This window comes from Seohaeicola saemankumensis (assembly GCF_042678485.1).
Taxonomy (GTDB): Bacteria; Pseudomonadota; Alphaproteobacteria; order Rhodobacterales; family Rhodobacteraceae; genus Seohaeicola; species Seohaeicola saemankumensis.
Genome location: NZ_JBHTKR010000016.1, coordinates 1,794 through 5,153, shown reverse-complemented (window position 1 = coordinate 5,153; position 3,360 = coordinate 1,794). Strand labels below are relative to the sequence as shown.

Genomic DNA, 3,360 nt, shown 5'->3' with positions numbered 1-3,360 from the left:
GTCCCGATGGCACTCGCCCCCATGCCAAGCGCAAACCCCTTGGCGCGCTCGTCCCTTACGCCGCCGGCTTCGAGGAGGAATGGGCCGAAAGCTGCGCCGAATATCCCAGACGAAATCACGATTACGGCTGTTAATCCAGGCACACCGCCAAGCCGGGTGGCAAGCTCGACGGCGACTGGCGTCGTCGCTGCCTTTGGTGCAATCGTGGCAATCAGGCTGCCATCGGCACCCATCAATACCGGTAGCGCCAGTGCGCTCGTGAGCGCGACTATGGAACCCGTCAGGAGGGCAAGGCTCAGCGGGACCCAGACTTCCCGGATAAGCCGGAATTGCCGGGCCAGCGGGACCGCAAGCAGAATGACAAGGATCGCAAGCATTTCGTTGATCGGTTGCGCCTGATGCAGATAATCCTCGTAAGATAGGTCGTAGAGAAGCAGGAAGCCTGAAATGGCAATCGTCGCGATCAGGACCGGGTTGAAAATCGCTATTTGACCTGTCTTGCGCCACAATGCCTCGGCAGACGCATAGGCCGCGACCGTGATGCAGACAGCAAAGAGCGGCTGACCCAAGGCCAAGGATAGCAAGTCACTCATGTCTCTACCCGACTGGGGAGGACTCGCATCAATGCCTGAAAGACCAGCCCCGAGATCAAGAGCGTCGCAGCCGTGCTCAGAGCGATCGCAGTGACGATATAAACCCAATTTGCGGAAATCATGTCGGCACTCACGACCACCCCGACGGCAGCAGGGACAAAGAACAAGGGGAAGTATGGCGTCGCAAAATCAAACAGTTCGCTAGATGCCTTATCTGGTCCACCGCGCATCGCGAAGGCAATGGATAAAGCCATTAGACCAAGCGCCGAACCTGGAACTGGCAACGAAAGGCCCTCGGCGACTGAGTCACCGAGAATGAGAAGTAACAGCACGATTGCAGCCGATCGCGTCATCTTGCCACTCCATCATTAGAAGGTGCATAGCGCGCTGGCGTTGGCTTGCCTTTTCCTGCTGTCCATGCCCCAAGGAACTGAGCGCGGGTCACGCCCAGATCTTCCAAGACCCGATCGTCCACTTGGAATACTCGCGTCGACCGGTTGCGAAAAAGCCCCTGCGTTATGGCGAATTTCAGGGCATGGGTCAGACTGAAAAAAATCGAGGGCTTCTTTTTGTCCAGAAGCGAACGCTGCTCGCCGCTGCTCCTTGCTGAGATCATGTGTTCCATTATATTTCTTTCAATCATTAGAATAGTTTGCGCTTGCGATTCGTAGTGATTGATAGAATGAGGATCGGACATACTTTGCGGCGTCTATCGATCGTATATTGAGCGTCTATTAGATCCAAATCCTGGAATGCTAATGCACCGGATGCGGAGCAGACTAAGCCCAGATCCGAAATCCATTGGAGAGTGAAGGCGTTGGATACAGAAGGCGAGACCTTCGACCTTAGCGTGCTCGGCGGATTTCATCTGCGCCGTTCTGGTAAGACCATTGATATTCCGACCGGGAAGGTCGCCTGCCTTCTGACTTATCTCGCCTGTACGGCACCGGGGCCTCAGCCGCGCGAGAAACTGGCAACCCTTCTATGGGGCTCCAGCAGTGAGGACCGGGCACGTCACAACCTGCGCCAGGCCCTCGCCAAGCTACGTCAGATTCTCGGACAGAATGCGATCGTCAACGACTACCAATCCTTGCGGCTGTCTTCCGGAACAATAAACTGCGATGCCGTCTTCTTTGATCAATTGATCCAAGAAGGTACTCCCTCTTCCCTCGCAGCGGCCGTGGACCTTTTCAAGGGCGCCTTTCTGGAAGACATCTTTGTTGACGAAGAGGAGTGGAGCGACTGGCTTCAGATCGAACGCGAGCGCTTCATGGAGAATGCGATCAGCGCCATGGTCAAGCACGGTGAAAGTCTGCTGGTCGCCGGATATTTCGCGCAGGCGGTCAGTCTGGGTAGACGTGCTGTCGCGCTCAACAGATTCAGGGAAGACGCGCACCGACTGATCATGAAGGGCTTTATCGCGGCGGGTCGAAATTCCGAAGTGCTCACGCACTACCTCGAGCTGTCGAACTTCCTAAAATCGGATTTGTCGACCGAACCGAGCGAAGAGACCCGGCTACTTGTCGACGATCTCGGCCGCCACCGCACTACCCCGAAAAACGCTATCCCAGAGGCGCCGTTGAGCCCAGCCCCCGGCACGCCCACACCTGCCGCACCCGATCCAGCACCGGCTGCAAGCGACGCTTCGGAACGGCGAAACGTAACGGTTCTTGTTTGCAACTTCGTCAGATCGAACAAGACCACTGCGACCATCGACCCCGAAGACGTGCAAGAGTACTTGTTATCTTTCCAGAAATCAGTGTCCGACATCGTTTCGAAGCTCGGTGGTTACATCGCCACATTTTCGGGCAATGCGGTGCACGTGTACTTTGGATACCCAAGGGCCAATTTACATGAGGCCGCACAGGCCGTGCGCGCTGGTTTGGCAATCGTCGCCATGGGACGCCGACTGCACAAGATTGGCCAAATGGACTTACAGATCAGCGTCGGCATCGCCTCTGGTGCGGTCATAGTCTCCGATAGCCCGTGTGAGCAGCTCAGCAAGCCACCTTCCGTGTTCGGTGAAGCTCCGGGCATTGCTACGCAGCTTCAGGCTGTCGCAGACCCCGGTGCGGTGCTCGTATCGCAAACGACCAGGCTCCTTCTGGGGGAAATGTTCGAGGTCTGCTTGCGCGAAGCCGACACCATGACTGCAAACTTTGGCGCATCGGTCTGGAGAGTACTTTCAGAGAAAGTCGGTCTAAGCCGGTTCGAACTGGAGCGCGGCAAGACTTTCTCTCCGCTTGTCGGCCGGGACGACGAATTGGATACTCTGAACCGCCTCTGGGACAGGGCCAAGAGGGGCGCAGGACAGATTGCACTGATCACCGGAGAAGCGGGTATCGGCAAGTCCCGGCTTGCGGAAGCACTAGTTGCATCTGTCGAGTCCGGGCCTCATGTTTTGTTGCGCTATCAGTGTTCGCCCTACCACACGGACAGCGCGTTTCACCCTGTCATCCAACACATTGTCACGACCGCCGGATTCACCCCAAACGACAGCAACGACATACGGCTTGATAAGCTTGAAGCCCTGCTGTCAGGAGATGCAAATGGCCCCATTGAGGACGATTCCGCCCTCCTCGCACAGCTTCTCGGACTGGACTGTGTGGCCCGCTACGGTTCGGATACGAGTCCCGTACTGAAACAACGCAAAAGGACCCTCACTACCCTTATCCAACGGCTCGAACGACTGACCCTGCAGCATCCGGTGCTCTGGCTGGTCGAGGACGCACACTGGATAGACCCGACAACGCTCGATCTGATCGAT

At 56.8% G+C, this 3,360-nt stretch carries 4 protein-coding genes; 1 reads left to right on the top strand and 3 read right to left on the bottom strand.

From position 1 onward, the window contains the following. The 3 genes from ACFQ3C_RS18855 to ACFQ3C_RS18845 form a co-directional block, all read right to left on the bottom strand. A partial coding sequence (locus ACFQ3C_RS18855; RefSeq protein WP_380795225.1) for an LrgB family protein occupies positions 1 to 593 on the bottom strand: 593 nt, incomplete at its 3' end. Next, positions 590 to 946 carry a CidA/LrgA family protein gene (locus ACFQ3C_RS18850; RefSeq protein WP_380795223.1) on the bottom strand — a complete coding sequence of 119 codons (357 nt, stop codon included), beginning with the start codon at positions 944 to 946 and terminating at the stop codon, positions 590 to 592. The genes ACFQ3C_RS18855 and ACFQ3C_RS18850, both read right to left, overlap by 4 nt. Beyond that, positions 943 to 1,218 carry a hypothetical protein gene (locus ACFQ3C_RS18845; RefSeq protein WP_380795221.1) on the bottom strand — a complete coding sequence of 92 codons (276 nt, stop codon included), beginning with the start codon at positions 1,216 to 1,218 and terminating at the stop codon, positions 943 to 945. The genes ACFQ3C_RS18850 and ACFQ3C_RS18845 overlap by 4 nt, the downstream gene beginning before the upstream one ends. Positions 1,219 to 1,410: 192 nt before the next feature. On the opposite strand from ACFQ3C_RS18845, the gene ACFQ3C_RS18840 reads away from it, so the two are divergent. After that, the coding region (locus ACFQ3C_RS18840) for an AAA family ATPase (protein WP_380795219.1) at positions 1,411 to 3,360 on the top strand (1,950 nt) is incomplete at its 3' end.

What these genes read in the sequence shown, in the direction of transcription:
- ACFQ3C_RS18850 (WP_380795223.1), bottom strand. Translation starts at nt 946, where the DNA reads ATGACGCGATCGGCTGCAATCGTGCTGTTACTTCTCATTCTCGGTGAC.
- ACFQ3C_RS18845 (WP_380795221.1), bottom strand. Translation starts at nt 1,218, where the DNA reads ATGGAACACATGATCTCAGCAAGGAGCAGCGGCGAGCAGCGTTCGCTT.